Source organism: Ensifer sp. BR816, from assembly GCF_000378985.1.
Lineage (GTDB): Bacteria > Pseudomonadota > Alphaproteobacteria > Rhizobiales > Rhizobiaceae > Sinorhizobium.
Genome location: NZ_KB905370.1, coordinates 4123948 through 4138575, shown reverse-complemented (window position 1 = coordinate 4138575; position 14628 = coordinate 4123948). Strand labels below are relative to the sequence as shown.

The window sequence follows — 14628 nt, the reverse complement described above, 5'->3', positions numbered from 1 at the left end:
AGCTTGGCCTGGAAGTCCGTTTTCACCGGAAGCCCGCCCAACCGATGGCGCCGGGCACGCCGACCGATCATCAGGGACGCCGAAAACATCTGGCGTAGCGCGCCGGCCGAGCGCGTATCCTTCCTCGTTGACGGAGCCGCCTATTACGCCTGCCTCGATCGGGTGATCGAGCAGGCGGAAGAGCAGCTCTGGATCACCGGATGGGATTTCGATCCACGCATCAAGCTGCGCCCGGATGATCCGGACGCCGACGCGCTCGGCACGAAGCTGGAGCGGCTGGCGGCGCGAAAGCCGAAGCTCAGGATCCGCATCCTGGTCTGGGCGATGGGTCCGATCTATTCGGGAAAATCGTTGCGGCTGTTTCGCAGGCAGGAGTGGGCTTCGCATCCGCAGATCGAGCTTCGTTTCGCCAGCCACCGTGCGCTTCGCGGTTCTCATCACCAGAAGCTCGTCTCGATCGACGATCGCATCGCTTTCGTCGGCGGCATCGACCTGACCGCGCGGCGCTGGGATACGCCGGATCACTTCGCCGAGAATGACCTGCGGCGCGATCCGGATGGAAATCCCTACGATCCGGTTCATGACATCCAGGTGCTGATGGAGGGGGAAGCATGCCGAGCCATTGGCGACCTCTGCCGCTCCCGCTGGAAATCCTCGGTCGGCGACGGCATAGGCACCCCAAGCGCAACGGCCGTGGCCTGGCCGGCCGGCATCGAACCGATCCTTACGGATTGCCAGATCGCCATCGCCCGCACGGAGCCGGGCTTCGGCAAAAGACGCGGACGACAGGAGGCGCTGCGCCTGACGCTTGATGCATTACGCAGCGCACGGCACCACATCTATATCGAGAACCAGTATTTTGCCTCGCATCGGATCGGCAAGCTGCTCTGCGAGCGGCTGCAGGAGCCTGACGGCCCCGAGATCGTGGTGATCACCACCCGCAGTTCTCACGGTTTTCTCGAAAGGGTCGTGATGGGGGGCAATCGCGACCGGCTCATCCGGCGGCTGAGACAGACGGACCGCCATGGCCGCCTTCGGGTCGCCTATCCCGTCGTACCGGCCGCGGACGGCTCCGAGCAGGAGGTTACAATCCATTCCAAGGTGGTCGCTATCGACGAGCGGTTCCTGCGCGTCGGCTCGTCGAACTTCAACCATCGATCGGAAGGGTTCGATACGGAGTGCGACGTTGCCGTCGAGGCGGCGAGCGAGGAGCAAGGCGTTGCGATCGCAGGCTTCCGCAACACGTTGCTCGGAGAGCATCTCGACGCCGAGCCAAGCACGATCGAGCGGATGCTGCGCGAAACCGGCTCTCTCGTCGCCGTTGTCGACAGGCTGAACACGGGTCGGCGCGGTCTTCGGACATTCGACGGGATCGAAGTCCACGGCGAGAGCGCGCTTGTCTGGGGCACCGACATCGTCGATCCGCGTATGCCGTTCAGGCCGTTCCGTCGTACAGGCGCCCTGCTGCGGCGCTGGGCCGGTCAGGTTTTCGCTTTGCTTTCGAGGCTCCTTGCATTGTCCCAGCGAAGGAACTCGGCGATCGACAGCGAGATCAAGCCGAGCGGCAACGGCAGGAAGAAGTAGATCGCCCGGAACGCGATCAGCGCGCCGATGCTCGCCGACTGTCCGAGCAGAAAGGCAATCGTTGCCTCCAGCACGCCGATGCCGCCCGGGACGTGACTGACGAGCGCCGTCAAATTGGCGCCGACATAGGCCGTCGCGGTTTCGAAGAAGCCTGAGCTTCCAAAAGCCAGCACCAGTTGATGCAGGCAGGCGCTGACGCAGAGGAAGTTTGCCGCGCCGACGACGACCTGGCCGGCGGCAACTTCAAGCGGAGGCATTTCGAACGACCAGCGGAACAGGCGAAGCGAACCGCGCAGGAAACCGGCCAGTGCGACATAACCGATCGAGGCCGCAAGGCAGATGATACCGAGGAGACGAGCGCTGCTTTGCGAGATCCCGATGATCCGCGCGGCGCTCTCCGGCATGATCAGGCAGCAGAGACCGGCAAGGGTCATGAGACCGAAGCCCACCGTGACGCCGCAGAAGAGGATGATCTTTGCCACCTGCTCGCCGGTGAAGCCCCAGCGCGAATAGAACCGGTATCGCACTGCCCCGCTGCTTAAGGCCGCCACACCGACATTGTGACCGATCGAAAGGCTGGTGAAGGAGGCGAGCGCCACCTGGCGATAGGCAAGCTTCTGCCCGACATAGCGCACTGCAAGCGCGTCGAACAGCGTCAGGCAGAAATAGGAGAGGAAGACGAAGCCGATCGCCGCCAGCAGATGTCCAAGCGGGATCTGCAGCACCGAGCGGACGATCTCGTCGAACGTATACTGGCGAAGGGTTCGGAAAATCAGCCAGCCGGCGACGCCGATGGCGGCGAGTATGAATAGTCTGGCAATGACTTTCTTTGGCATAGGCCTCGTTCCCTTGCGCGTCCACCGGAACGAAAAGCAGGACCCGCGTGTTCCCAAACCGCGAGACCCTACGGCGCCGCGCGTCTTGCAAGACGCCCAAGAGGTCGCCGCAGCACTTTGAATTGCTGCATGATTTAAAGAACATGCGGCAGGGCCGAAAAAACAGGATCATGCCTCGACCGCTACGATTCCTCACCTACAACGTCCACAGTTGCTTCGGCACGGACCGCAAGCTCGACCCGGCGCGTATCGCCGCGGTCATCGCAGAATGCCGGCCCGACATCATCGCCCTGCAGGAGGTGGATGTCGGCCGTACCCGCAGCGGCGGAGTGGACCAGGCCCGTATGATCGCCACGCACTTGAGGATGGAGGCGCACTTTCATCCGGCCCTCCACCTGAAGGACGAGCGCTACGGCGATGCGGTGCTGACGGCCTTGCCGATGCGCCTCGTCAAGGCGGACGTGCTGCCGTCGTCCGGGGAACCGCGCGGTGCGCTCTGGGTCGAGATCGACCTTGCCGACGCCAAGCTTCAGGTCATCGTCACGCATCTCGGGCTCAGCGGTTCGGAGCGGGTTCGCCAGGCCACGGCCTTGCTCGGCCCCGGCTGGCTTGGCGGCATCGGGCAGGGGGAAGCGCGGGTGATCCTGGCGGGCGACTTCAACGCCATCGCGCGCTCGGCCGCCTACAAGCTTCTGGCTCGGCATCTCAGGGACGCACAACTGCAATTGAAAGGAAAACCGCGTCCGACCTTCCCCTCCCGATTGCCGCTTCTGAGGCTCGATCACGTCTTCGTCGGCGATGGGATAAGCGTCAAAGATTGCCTGGTGCACAACAGCGCACTTGCGCGGGCCGCCTCCGACCATCTGCCGGTCCTGGCCGAGCTCGAAATCGAGCCGCCCGCCCAGCGACTCGCGTCGAAACAACTTCATGGCAACCGTACAACGCCGGTTCTGCGATAGCGAAACTCGAGCGGGCTCTACTCGCCGCTTCTGTTATGCTCGCGCCAGATTTCGAGCAGCAGCAGCGTCACCGTGAAGGTTACCGGCCCGATCACCAGCCCGGCCGGTCCGAACACGAGGATGCCGCCGATCATGCTCATGAACGTCACAACCGTGTGCAGCTTCAGCCGATCTCCGACAAAGATCGGATAGAGCAGATTGTCCACGGTCGCGACCACGCCGGCGCCCCAGGTTACCAGAATCAACGCCTTGCCCCATTCGCCGGTCAGCGCGAGCGACAGCGCCGCCGGAATCCAGATGATGAAGGCGCCGAGAACCGGCACCATCGCCAGCAGGCCCATCGCCAGACCCCAGAGGAGCGGCGACGGCAGACCAAGCAGCCAGAACATCAGGCCGCCCAGCATGCCCTGCACGACCGCGACGGCGAAGGTTCCGAAGACGATCGCGTGAACCGTTTCGCTGACTCGCAGGAACAGCCTGTTCATTTCCGGGGACGTCAACGGCGAGAAGCTCCTGAGCATGCTCAAGGCTTCGCGCCCGTCGCGCAAGAAATAGAACAGGAAGTAGAAGGTGAGGACCGCGTCGATGATCTGCGCCACCGAGCGGCGGACGAGCGATGCGCTGAAATTGGTGAGCAGGGCCGCGGCATTGCCTGCGAGGCCGGCGAGGTCGAGCTGGGTCTCGATCCAGAGAAGCCCCAGCCCGATGCGCGGATAGTGGGCAATGGCGTCGCGCCAGCTCCCCGTCCTCAGCGCTTCCGCGACGATCTGTGCACCTCTTGCGGCCTCGTTCACCAGCCGCTCCGCAACCAGGGTGAGCGGCACGGCCACGACGAAGGCGGCGATTGCGACAGTCGCAGCCGCGGCGATTTCCGGATAGCGGAGATCCTTGGATATCCGCCGGTGCAGCGGGTGGAACATGATCGCGAGGACAAGTGCCCATGTCAGCGCGGGCAGGAAAGGCACGGCCAGCAGGTAGCAAACGACGATCCCCGCCGCGATTGCCGCCAGGATCGCCAATGCCCGTGAACGCCGCGCGGTCAGCAACTGATCAGGCGTCTCTTCCGGCTGCGCCGAAACGTTCTTCGCCACTTGAAGCCGCTCCTGTTGTGACGGTTGGTCTCATCCGAACTGATTTTTCGAAAGATAGGTTCCGCCTGCCTCCCGTCTAACGTCCCGTCGCCGAGGAACCGCCGGCAAACGGCAGCAGCAAAGGCTTGCAACGATGAACAACATCAAAGAAGACGTTGCGGACCAGACGATGCCGCTGCCAGCCGAAGCCGTGCCGGTTGTGTCCCCCGAAGATGACGAACGGTGAGCGCTGTCATCTGCGGCGGCCTTGCGTTGTCCGGCGCCGCTCTCGCGATGGGGGTCAGCGCAGCATCTTGATTTGCGCTTCCTCGACCGCAGCGACAAAGGCCTGCCGCGCTTCATCGTGGGAGGCGGTTCCGAGCATCGCATCGGTACAGGCATTGAGGGCGGCGCTGTAGGCGCTCCCGACCGAAACCGGCCAATGTTCGCTGAGCAGCCTTGCCGCTTCGGCCGGTGTCCAGACGATCTGGACACCGGCGAGATCGGGCAAGTTGACGATGACGCATTCGTTCCATGTCTTGAGCATGTCGGCGTCCCTTGTCTTTTGATGCACCCAACCGCCTCCGATGCTGTTCGTTCCCAAGCTTCTGTTTTTGCTTGCATCTGATGCGCTGCCCAGAGCGGGTTGCCGGCTCGCGTCGCCAGCGAGGCAACGGCGTTTCGACGGCTATGGCCTGCGGGAACTGTCTGTTGCGCGGGGAGGTTCTTCGGTTTCGCGCGGCGGCTTGCCCGGCTCTTGCTCAGGGGACCTTCGCGGCTGCGGTTCCTTGGTCGGAGGATCGGGTATGCCGAGCGGAGGGACGGGATTTGGCGGGATTGTTCCCGGTCCGGGGCCGGGGCCGATGGGGTCGGGCGTCATGGTTTGGAACTCCTGCTACAACCGGACAACCCACTGTTGTCGCAATTGTTCCGGTGGAACTGCCGGCGTTGATGTCCGTTGGAGGCGGGCCGGAAGATCGTCAGCGCTGCCCGGCCGCGTCGGCGAACTGCGGCGTGTAGACGACCGTGTCGGTTCCGTCCTCCAGCAAGCGGCCGCCAATCGTCATGCACAGCGTTATGGCCTCCAAAGGCGAACAGGCAGCGGAGTTGCCGCTGCCTGTTCGCCAATTCACGGGATCAACCTGCTCTCAGAACTCCTCCCAATCGGCGGCTTCGGCGGCGGTTGCACTCCGGCCGCCAAAGGCCTTGGCGAGCCGGCCGCCGAGCTGCCGGGCGGGAGACGCCGTCGGTTTGTTGTCGTGGCCGGCGACACGCGGTGCCGCGCCGGCTTCGAGCCGGAAGCGGGCGATCAGCTGCGCCAGGTTGGCCGCCTCGTCGGCCAGCCGGTTGGTGGCCGCGGTCGACTCTTCCACCATCGCCGCATTCTGCTGCGTCACCTGGTCCATCTGGTTGACCGCGGTCGAGACCTCGGACAGCCCGGTCGACTGCTCGCGTGCCGCGGTGGCGATCGAATGGACATGCTCGTTGACCTTGATCACATGGCCCTCGATCAGCGTCAGCGCCTGCCCGGTGGCGGTCACCAGCTTCACCCCGGAATGGACCTCCTCGCCGGAGCGCGAGATCAGCGCCTTGATGTCCTTGGCGGCATTGGCGGAGCGCTGCGCCAGCTCGCGCACCTCTTGGGCGACGACGGCGAAACCCTTGCCGGCCTCGCCGGCGCGGGCCGCCTCGACGCCGGCATTGAGCGCCAAGAGGTTGGTCTGGAAGGCGATCTCGTCGATGACGTTGATGATCTGGCCGATCTCGCCGGAGGCCTGCTCGATCCGGCCCATCGCCGAGACCGCGTCCTTGACGACGGCGCCCGACTGCTCGGTGCTCTTGCGCGCCTCGTCGACCATGTGGCTGGCTTCCGTCGCCCGCTCGGTCGAGCTCTTCACCGCCGCGGTGATCTCCTCCAGCGCCGAGGAGGTCTCCTCCAGCGAGGCGGCCTGCTGCTCGGTGCGCTTCGACAGGTCGCCGGAGGCAATGCGCATCTCGCCGGCGCCGCCATTGATCGTGTCGATCGCGGTGCGCACCTCGCTCAGCACCGAGCGCAGGTTGGTCATCGTCTGGTTGACGTTGTCCTGGAGCTCGCCGAAGGCACCCCGGAACTCGCCGCGCATCGTCTCGGTCAGGTCGCCATCGGCCAGCGCCGCGACGACGCGGCGGGTCTCGGCGACGCCGCGGTCGACGGAGGTGACGAGCTGGTTGACGCCCGCCGCGAAGCGGTCGAGATCGACATTGTCATAGGACTTGCTGATCCGCCGGGTGAAGTCGCCGGCGACCGCCGCCGCCACTACCTCGCCGATGCTCGACTGCAGGTCGGCGCTTTTGGCCTGCAGCGCCGCTTCCTGCGCATTCATGTCGCGCACCTTGATGCCGTTCTGCTTGAACACCTCGACGGCCCGGGCCATCTCGCCGATCTCGTCGCGCCGCTCGGTGAACGGCACCGCGACATTGAGATCGCCGCCCGCGAGCACGTTCATGTTGCCGGTGATGCGGGCGATCGGTCTGGCGATCGTCCGGGCGCCGAATACGGCGGAGACGATCAGCGTAATCACGGCCAGCAGGCCGACGCCGAGATTGAGCCGCGAAACGAGGCTGGCTACCGCATGCGCGTCCTCCTCGGCCGTGGCCACCATCGCCTTCGCCGCATCCACACCCTCATCGAGCAGTTCGGCCGTCTCGGTGGCAACAGCCAGCAACTTTGCCTGGACCTCCTTTTCCTTCGCGTCCATGGCGGGATCGCCGGCCGTGAGCTGCACTTTCGCCTCCATAACCGCGGCCATCTCGTTGGTCATGGCATGCAAGCGATCCACCAGCGTTTTCAGCTTTGCGACCCGATCCCTGTTGACCGGCAGTTGCAATCGCGTCAGGGCGTTGTCCAGATATTTGATAACGGAGTCGTGGCGCTCCGCTATGTAGGCAATGGCCTTGGCAATTTCTTCCGGCGAAGTGGCGAGGCGCAGATCGCGCACGCCCATCTGCAAGCCGCGCAGCGACGCCTTGGCCTCGATCAGGTCGCGCGAGACGATCAATTGGTCCTTTTGATAGGCGGTACGCTCGTCGACGAACCGGTCGCCCTGCCACACGGTGACGAGCATGACGGCGACCATAAAAATGCCGATGGTTGAAAGCATGGCCAGTTTGGAGCCAATGCGGGACGGGAGAGAAATCAACATCTGTTGCCTCGAGACGGATCGAACGCGAGAAGCCGTCATGGGGCTCGCGGGGGTCATATCGTCCCGCTGCATCATTCGCGGGTCCGCGGAAAAACGGCAGTCACGACGGGACCGAAAACTAGCCGTTCTGGAAATCAGCACTTGTCAGCGCAACCATTGGCTGCGTGGTGTCTACGATCTACGGCAATTGTTACTAATTTACTTAATTCTTATCGATTGCCGCTCGATTTAGCTCGCAGAGCATTTTTTATGCAGATCGGCGACGGCTCGCCCTTTAGAAACCTGACAAATGTCAATTTCTTCAATGCGATGTGCCCTTGCAAGCCCAAAAGGACTTTGCCCGGGGGTGGGTGAAATCCGGGGTAATGTCTCCGATTCGGGCGCGCTCGCTGGGTATGGTCGCACTCTCGGTATCGCATCGTAGACAACCTCCGATAGCTGGTTCTCTGTAGGGGTAGTGGCAGCATTTGGCCTATGCTCAACAATTGAGCAGGGTCTAATGGTGAGGCTAATATTTGATCATCTTAACCATGGCGGCCTGGGATCGGCGCCGCTCCGCGATTGGGTTTGTTTGATTTTTCCAGTTATTTTTCAGTTGGCACGACGCTTGCATTCATATTGGCGAGCCCGAGCAGACCGCCGGTGGTGCCCAATGCCGCGCACCAGGAGCAAGGTTGCTTAAGCTGGATGGAAGCGCCGATCGCTCAGGCGAGGCGCTTTGTTCGGGGCATTTCCAGGATCAACGATCGAATGGCGCCGTCGCGCCGGGAGAAGCCATGTCCGCTGTTCACCAATCACAGAAGATCACCGCCGGGGAGCAGGGCCGCGCCCTGTGGATCTCGACGACCGCTTTCACCATCTGTTTTGCCGTCTGGACGATTTTTTCGATCATCGGCGTGCGCATCAAGCAGGAACTGGGACTGAGCGAAGCGCAGTTCGGCCTGCTGATCGGCATGCCGATCCTCACCGGCTCGCTGATCCGCATCGTGCTCGGCATCTGGACCAACCGCTATGGCGGCCGGCTCGTCTATACGGTGACGATGGTGGCGGCGGCAATTTCGACCTTCCTCCTCGCCTACGCGACGACCTTTCCGGAAATGCTGCTCGCCGGTCTCGGCGTCGGCATAGCGGGCGGTTCCTTCGCCGTCGGCGTCGCCTATGTCTCGCCCTTCTTCCCGCCGGAAAAGCAGGGCACTGCGCTCGGCATCTTCGGTGCCGGCAATGTCGGCGCGGCGGTGACCAAGTTCCTCGCGCCGCTCGTTCTCGTCGCCTATGGTTGGCAGACCGTCGCGCAGGTATGGGCCGCCGGCCTCCTGCTGACCGCGATCGTCTTCTGGTTCACGACCGAGGACGATCCGAAGTTCCGTGCCCGCCGAGAGGTCAACCAGCCGCGCAAGAGCTTTCTCGCCGAGTTCGCGCCGCTTAAGAATGTCCAGGTCTGGCGCTTCTCGCTCTACTATTTCTTCGCCTTCGGCGGCTTTGTCGCGCTGGCGCTGTGGCTGCCGCGTTACCTCGTCGGCGTCTACGGTTTCAACCTCGAGACGGCGGGCATGATCGCCGCGGCTTACTCCATTCCGGGCAGCATTTTCCGCGCCTATGGCGGCGCGCTTTCCGACAAGATCGGTGCTCGCAAGATCATGTATGCGATGTTCGCCGTGTCCGCCGTTGCAACGCTCATCCTCTCCGTGCCTGAGGGCGGCACCCTGTTTCACATCACCCCGGTCGTCTTCGTCGCCGTTACGTTCGTGCTCGGCTTCGTGATGAGCCTCGGCAAGGCCGCCGTCTACAAGCACATTCCGGCCTATTACCCGGACCATGTCGGTGCCGTCGGCGGCGTCGTCGGCATGATGGGCGGCCTCGGCGGCTTCATCCTGCCGGTCGCCTTCGGCTTCCTCAAGGACTGGACCGGCCTTTGGTCGAGCTGTTTCATGTTGCTCTTTGCGATCGTCGCGATTTCCATGGTCTGGATGAGCGCCTCGATCCGCCAGTTCAAGCGGCGCGCCGTCGAGGGCTCCCCAGCCGGTGCCTATGGGCAATAACGTCTGACGGACGGCGGCTGCCGGATCAGGATCGACGGTAGCCGCCCGACTTCGCACCTCTCCCGATATTACCTCGCTTCCCCGCAGGGATTGCCAAAACCCTGCTTCCTGCCCGGCACTTTGTGCCGGGCTTTTTCGCTCCCCTTTTGGTTCCCTGAACTTAAAAGGAAAGATCCAGCACTCGGCCTTCGAAGAGCCGGTCGCGCGAGCCTTCGAGGTGTTTGCGCATCAGTTCGCGGGCGTCGTCCGCGCGGCCCTCCTGGACGGCGCGGTAGATCTGGCTGTGCTCCTCGTAGACCTGCTCCAGGCCAGGCCGCGGGCCCATCAGCGACAGGCCATGAAGGTGCATGCCGACGGCGATATGGGCGCGCAAGGCTTCGAGCGAGGCGGTGTAATAGTGGTTGTTCGCCGCTTCCGCCACCGCCTTGTGGAAGAGGAAATCGGCGTCGGTCCGATGTAGCTGGTGGCTGGTCGCCTCGCGCAACTCGGCAAGTGCGGCTGCGATCCGGGCGATCGCCGCCTCGTCGCGGCGCTGGGCGGCGAAATAGGCCGCGGCGGGCTCGATGGTCAGGCGGAACTCATAGCAGCGCTGGATGTCGGCAATCGACTTGACCGGCGAATAGGCAAGCTGGGCAGCGGCCGAAACCTGGGCGCTGACGAAGGTGCCGGCGCCCTGGCGCGAATAGATCAGGCCCTGTTCGCGCAGCCGGCCGAGCGCATCGCGCACGACAGGGCGGGAGACGCCGAGCATCGAGGCAAGTTCGTGTTCGCCCGGAAGCCGCGAGTCCGGCGCATAGTTGCCGGTGCGGATGCGCTCGTGCAACTGGTTGAAGACGCGATCGACGAGCTTTACCGACTTGCCACGTTCGGTCTTCCCTTCGGCTGCCGCCTCCTGGCCAAGGCCGCCATTCTCCGCCATTCTCTTATCCATCCTGTTCATCGCCTGCATGCCGCAATTCCGGCGCGTCTCGCAAAACCTTTAGCAGAGATTGCGCATTGCCGAAGCCCCCCGACTTCACGGCGCAGCGCATCCGCCCGCCGCCCGGGCGCTCCGTCTCGAACCAGGGAATACCCGCCTCGATCTCGCCCTTCGGCAACAGCACGCGAGCCCCCAACGAACGCAGGATAGCATAGGCCGTGTCTCCGCCGCCCATCATCAGCATGTCGGGCGCCGTGGCCGCGACGAGGCGGGAAACGCCTGCGGCGAAGCGTAGCGCTACAATCTCCGGTGCCTCGGCCAACGTACCGGTGCATCTCAACAGCGCCGGCAGCCGCGTCGGCTCACCGCGGACGTCGCCGCCCGGTGCATCGAAATGATTGGCGATGTGACCGCTTTCGAGCAGGACTGCGATCTGCGCCTCGGTGATCGGGTCGCGCGAACCGAATGCAAAGAGTGTGCGCGATGACGGCTCAAAGGGCGTCGGCGCGTGCGAGTGGGCAAGCCGCCGGGCGAGCGCACGGCCGATGCCGCGCGCCCCGACCGCAACGGTGCTTGACCAATCGAGGTTTGCGACCACGCCGTCGAGATCCTCGTCGGAGGCCGCGTCGGCAATCCGGACGTCGATGGCGCGGCCGGAGAAGAGGGGCGCGATCGGCAGCGGTTCGCCGACACCGAAGCCGACGACATGGGCGTCACGGGTGAAGCGTCCCTGGTCGGGCACGGCGGGAGCGACCAGCAGGCGCTGGCGGCCGATGGCAAGGGCGAGCGCTTCGCTCTCGGCCGCGACATTGCCCTTCAGCCGCGAGTCGATCTTTTTCAGCACGAGTTCGGGCGAAGCGCGGGCGAGCGCGGCAGCAGCCTGCCTGACGCGATCTGCAGCAGGGAGGGGATCAAGCGCGCGCGACACCGTGTTGACGACGACGACCTCCGCGCCGGTCGCGATCGCCGCCTCGACCGCGTCGACGTCGAGCGCCACGGTCACGCTCAGGCCCGTGTCGACGAAGGGCGCTCCGGTATCGAGGGCGCCGGTCAGGTCATCGGCAACGATGGCGACGCGGATGGCCATGGCTCTATTCGCCGTTCACCGCGTGGCAGGCCACGAGATGTCCCGGCCGCGCCTCCTTCCACTTCGGAACCACCCGGCTGCAGACCTCCATGGCGATCGGGCAGCGGGTGTGGAAGCGGCAGCCCGACGGCGGCGCGAGCGGGCTCGGCACATCGCCTTCGAGGATCTGCCGCTTGCGGCTGCGCTCATGTTCGGGGTCGGTTTCAGGCACCGCCGAAAGCAGCGCCTTGGTATAGGGATGAAGCGGCGTCTCGAAGAGCGCGTCGCGGCTGGCAAGCTCCGCCAGCCGGCCGAGATACATGACGCCGACGCGCGTCGAGATATGCCTTACGACCGCCAGGTCATGGGCGATGAACAGATAGGTGAGCCCGTATTTCTCCTGCAGGTCGAGCAGCAGGTTGATGATTTGCGCCTGGATCGACACGTCGAGCGCCGAGATCGCCTCGTCGCAGACGATGAATTTCGGCTGGCAGGCAAGCGCCCGGGCAATTGCCACACGCTGGCGCTGGCCGCCGGAAAGTTCGTGCGGATAGCGCGAGGCGAAGCGCGGCGGCAGGCCGACATCGGTCAGCAGCGCTTTGACTTTGCCCTCGAGCTCGGCCTTGCCGGCGAGCTTGTGGAAGAGGATTGGCTCGCCGATCGCCTCGCCGACCGTCATGCGCGGATTGAGCGTCGAATAGGGATCCTGGAAGACGATCTGCAGGTCGCGCCGGAAGGGCCGCATCTTCTTCTCGTCGAGCGCCGTCAGGTCCTGACCCTTGTAGACCACCTGGCCGGAGGTCGCGCGATGCAGGTTCAGGATGGTGAATCCGGTCGTCGACTTGCCGCAGCCGGACTCGCCGACCAGGCTCAGCGTCTCGCCTTCGACGATATCGAGGCTGACGTCGTCGAGCGCGTGCACAGTCGCCGCCCGTTCGCCGAAGGCGCCGAGCCGGACATAGAAGTGCTTGACCAGGTTTTCGATCTTCAGAAGGGGTTGAGCACCCATCAGGCGGCCTCCCGGGCTTTTTCGACGGCGAAGCAGGCGGCGCGGTGGCCTCCCGCAGCGGAAACGGGCTCGAGCTTCGGCACATGCGTGCGGCAGATGTCCATCGCCAGCGGGCAGCGCGGCGCGAAGGGACAGCCCTCAGGCCGGCGGCCCGGTTCCGGCGGCGTGCCGCCAATCGAGGTGAGGCGCGATGCCGGAGCATCGGAAAGCTTCGGGATCGAGGCGAGCAGGCCGCGTGTATAGGGGTGGCGCGGATTGGCGTAGAGTGCGTCGACCGGTGCATCCTCGACGACGGTGCCGGCGTAAAGCACGACGACGCGATCGACCAGGCCGGCGATCAGCGCCAGATCGTGGGTGATCCACACCACCGACATGCCGAGCTTTTCGCGTAAGCCCTTCACCAGGTCGACGATCTGCGCCTGGATCGTCACGTCGAGCGCCGTCGTCGGTTCGTCGGCGATCAAGAGCTTGGGATCGCAGGAGAGGCCGATGGCGATCATGACGCGCTGGCGCATGCCGCCGGAGAGCTCGTGCGGGTAGGCCTGGATACGTTCCTCCGGTCCCGGAATGCCGACGAGGCGCAGGAGTTCGATGGCGCGTGCGCGCGCCTCCTTCCTCGTCAGGCCGCGATGGTAGATCAGCGGCTCGGCGAGCTGGTCGCCGATCCGCATGACCGGGTTGAGCGAGGTCATCGGATCCTGGAAGACGAAGCCGATATCGCCGCCGCGCACCTTTCTCAGCTCCCGGTTTGACATCCTCTGCAGGTCGCGGCCGTTGAAATGCGCTTCGCCCTTGGCGACGCGGATTTTGTTCGGCAGGAGCCGCATCAGGCTGAGCATGGTGAGGCTCTTGCCACAGCCCGACTCGCCGACAACGCCGAGCGTCTCGCCCTTGTCGACATGAAGGTCGATGCCGTCGACGATGACCGCCGGGCCGCTGCGCGTCTCGATTTCGACCGTCAGGCCCTTGACGTCGAGCAGCCGATTTTCGGTTTTTCCGCTCATCATTTGCTGCCTCGCGGGTTGAGAGCATCGTTGAGGCCGTCACCGAGGAAGGAGAAGGCGACGGATGCGAGGCCGAGAACGGCCGCCGGTGCCGCTAACAGGTGCGGGTAGTGCTGCCAGACGCGCAGGCCGTCCGAGATCATGTTGCCCCAGCTGGGCGTCGGCGGGTTGACGCCGACTCCGAGGAAGGAGAAGGCGCTTTCAAGCACCATCGCCGTGCCGAGGCCGGCACTGACCGCGACGATCAGCGGCCCGAGCGCGTTCGGTATCACGTAGCGGGTCAGGATGATGCGGTTGGAAAGGCCGAGCGCCTGTGCGGCGGTGATGTAGGGCCGGCTGCGGATCGACAGCACCTGGGCGCGCACCAGGCGTGCATAGGGCGGCCAGGAGATCAGCGCCATGGAGCCGAAGACGAGCAGGAAATCGATCCAAACCGTTTCGCGATAGAAGGGATTGAGCGTTTCGAGATAGCGCGCCTCCATCCATTGCGCGATCGGCGTCTTCAGCGAAGCATTGATGACCACGACGAGAAGCAGGTTCGGCACCGACATAGTGATGTCGGTCAGCCACATGATCACCCGGTCGAAAGGATTGCCGAAGAAGCCGGCGACCGCGCCAAGGCCGGTGCCGATGACAAGCGCGATGGCGGTCACCACGACGGCGACAACAAAGGCGGTTCGCGTGCCGTAGACGACCCGGCTGAAGACGTCGCGGCCGAGATCGTCCGTGCCGAAGAGATGGGCAAGCGACGGCGCCTGGTTGCGTGCCTCGAGATCCTGGCTGAGGAAATCGTAGGGCGTCAGATAGGGGCCGAACAGTGCGACAAAGGCGAGCAGCAGGATGACGCAGAGGCCGAAGATCGCCAGGCGGTTCCGTTTCAGCCGGTACCAGGCATCACGCCACAGGCTGACCGGCGGCTCGTCGGCGAGGATTGCGGGCTGGGTCTGGACGGTAGACATG

13 protein-coding genes are annotated in these 14628 nt (G+C 64.5%); 3 read left to right on the top strand and 10 right to left on the bottom strand.

The features are described from left to right. Window positions 1-3: 3 nt before the first annotated feature. Window positions 4-1584 (top strand): phospholipase D-like domain-containing protein, encoded by a 1581-nt coding sequence (locus RHIBR816_RS0119865; protein WP_018238343.1) that lies wholly within the window; start codon window positions 4-6, stop codon window positions 1582-1584. Here RHIBR816_RS0119865 and RHIBR816_RS0119860 read toward each other — a convergent pair. Next, window positions 1482-2420 (bottom strand): lysylphosphatidylglycerol synthase domain-containing protein, encoded by a 939-nt coding sequence (locus tag RHIBR816_RS0119860; RefSeq protein WP_026187216.1) that lies wholly within the window; start codon window positions 2418-2420, stop codon window positions 1482-1484. The genes RHIBR816_RS0119865 and RHIBR816_RS0119860 overlap by 103 nt on opposite strands. Before the next feature lie 170 nt (window positions 2421-2590). Here RHIBR816_RS0119860 and RHIBR816_RS0119855 point away from each other — a divergent pair, with 170 nt between their 5' ends. Then, window positions 2591-3379, top strand: a complete 789-nt coding sequence (locus RHIBR816_RS0119855) for an endonuclease/exonuclease/phosphatase family protein (RefSeq protein WP_018238340.1) — start codon at window positions 2591-2593, stop codon at window positions 3377-3379. Window positions 3380-3396: 17 nt separating this feature from the next. On the opposite strand, the gene RHIBR816_RS0119850 is transcribed toward RHIBR816_RS0119855, so the two are convergent. The 4 genes from RHIBR816_RS0119850 to RHIBR816_RS0119830 form a co-directional block, all read right to left on the bottom strand. Further along, window positions 3397-4470, bottom strand: coding sequence for an AI-2E family transporter (locus tag RHIBR816_RS0119850; protein ID WP_018238339.1), 1074 nt, complete (start codon window positions 4468-4470; stop codon window positions 3397-3399). Between the two features lie 280 nt (window positions 4471-4750). Next, window positions 4751-4996 (bottom strand): DUF982 domain-containing protein, encoded by a 246-nt coding sequence (locus RHIBR816_RS0119840; RefSeq protein WP_026187215.1) that lies wholly within the window; start codon window positions 4994-4996, stop codon window positions 4751-4753. Window positions 4997-5429: 433 nt separating this feature from the next. Next, complete coding sequence (locus tag RHIBR816_RS37580) at window positions 5430-5582, bottom strand: hypothetical protein (RefSeq protein ID WP_157628213.1); 153 nt, start codon at window positions 5580-5582, stop codon at window positions 5430-5432. 15 nt (window positions 5583-5597) lie between these two features. Continuing rightward, complete coding sequence (locus RHIBR816_RS0119830; protein ID WP_018238336.1) at window positions 5598-7631, bottom strand: methyl-accepting chemotaxis protein; 2034 nt, start codon at window positions 7629-7631, stop codon at window positions 5598-5600. 776 nt (window positions 7632-8407) lie between these two features. On the opposite strand from RHIBR816_RS0119830, the gene RHIBR816_RS0119825 reads away from it, so the two are divergent. Beyond that, window positions 8408-9670 (top strand): nitrate/nitrite transporter, encoded by a 1263-nt coding sequence (locus RHIBR816_RS0119825; RefSeq protein WP_018238335.1) that lies wholly within the window; start codon window positions 8408-8410, stop codon window positions 9668-9670. A 160-nt stretch (window positions 9671-9830) separates the two neighbouring features. On the opposite strand, the gene RHIBR816_RS0119820 is transcribed toward RHIBR816_RS0119825, so the two are convergent. The 5 genes from RHIBR816_RS0119820 to RHIBR816_RS0119800 are packed head-to-tail and all read right to left on the bottom strand — an operon-like array spanning window position 9831 to window position 14627. Beyond that, window positions 9831-10589, bottom strand: a complete 759-nt coding sequence (locus tag RHIBR816_RS0119820; RefSeq protein WP_018238334.1) for a FadR/GntR family transcriptional regulator — start codon at window positions 10587-10589, stop codon at window positions 9831-9833. 4 nt (window positions 10590-10593) lie between these two features. After that, window positions 10594-11676, bottom strand: coding sequence for a four-carbon acid sugar kinase family protein (locus tag RHIBR816_RS0119815; RefSeq protein WP_018238333.1), 1083 nt, complete (start codon window positions 11674-11676; stop codon window positions 10594-10596). 4 nt (window positions 11677-11680) lie between these two features. Continuing rightward, window positions 11681-12664: an ABC transporter ATP-binding protein gene (locus RHIBR816_RS0119810; RefSeq protein ID WP_018238332.1), complete on the bottom strand. Its 984-nt coding sequence runs from the start codon at window positions 12662-12664 to the stop codon at window positions 11681-11683. Next, window positions 12664-13671 (bottom strand): ABC transporter ATP-binding protein, encoded by a 1008-nt coding sequence (locus RHIBR816_RS0119805; RefSeq protein ID WP_026187214.1) that lies wholly within the window; start codon window positions 13669-13671, stop codon window positions 12664-12666. Before RHIBR816_RS0119805 ends, RHIBR816_RS0119810 begins: the two co-directional genes overlap by 1 nt. Further along, the gene (locus tag RHIBR816_RS0119800; RefSeq protein ID WP_018238330.1) at window positions 13668-14627 is read right to left on the bottom strand and encodes an ABC transporter permease; all 960 of its coding nucleotides are present in this window, start codon (window positions 14625-14627) and stop codon (window positions 13668-13670) included. Before RHIBR816_RS0119800 ends, RHIBR816_RS0119805 begins: the two co-directional genes overlap by 4 nt. Window position 14628 lies beyond the last annotated feature (1 nt).